1 protein-coding gene is annotated in these 557 nt (G+C 42.7%); it reads left to right on the top strand.

Translation table 11 applies throughout. From position 1 onward, the window contains the following. The coding region (locus H8704_RS14055) for a catalase family protein (RefSeq protein ID WP_249298678.1) at positions 1–557 on the top strand (557 nt) is incomplete at both ends.

The raw sequence follows: 557 nt of genomic DNA, 5'->3' as shown, positions 1-557 counted from the left end.
GGAGATGAAATTGCAGACCTGCTTGGAAAGACATTGATTCCGGACGGGGAGAGAGATTATTATCAGAATTATTTCACAAAGAAATATGACAAGGTACGAAGGGATGATATTTCGGATTGGAAGGATTCTGACGGAAATTGGTGTTATCCGAAGGGATATGAGATTCAGTGGATGCCATCCGATGACGAATTGATGGCGTCACAGCAGTTTCCACAGGAATTGTTGGAGGACATGAGTACCGGGGAGTTGTATCAGTTTATCCGGAAAGCTCATGGTTTTTGGGCACAGTCTGCATTTGACAATTATGCTCAGATGTTAAGCTACTATTATTGTCGTTATAATTTTATTGCAGAGCTTATAAGGAGACAGGACTGTGCAGAGGTAATTCATACATATTATGAAAAGACTTCGGAGAACGATAAGAAGCAGTATTCCAAGATGGCTTCCCGTCAATTTTCCGACGGGAAAAAGCTGGAGAAGCAGGAGCAGTTTCAGTTATTGGAGGGGTTGGAGTGGTTCTTTCAGTATAAGGAGGGAAAGTCTGTGCCGGATGACCT

The sequence above is a fragment of the Jutongia huaianensis genome (assembly GCF_014384985.1).
Classification (GTDB): domain Bacteria; phylum Bacillota; class Clostridia; order Lachnospirales; family Lachnospiraceae; genus Jutongia; species Jutongia huaianensis.
The sequence above is the reverse complement of the archived record's forward strand: the minus strand, read 5'-3'. Positions and strand labels throughout refer to the sequence as shown.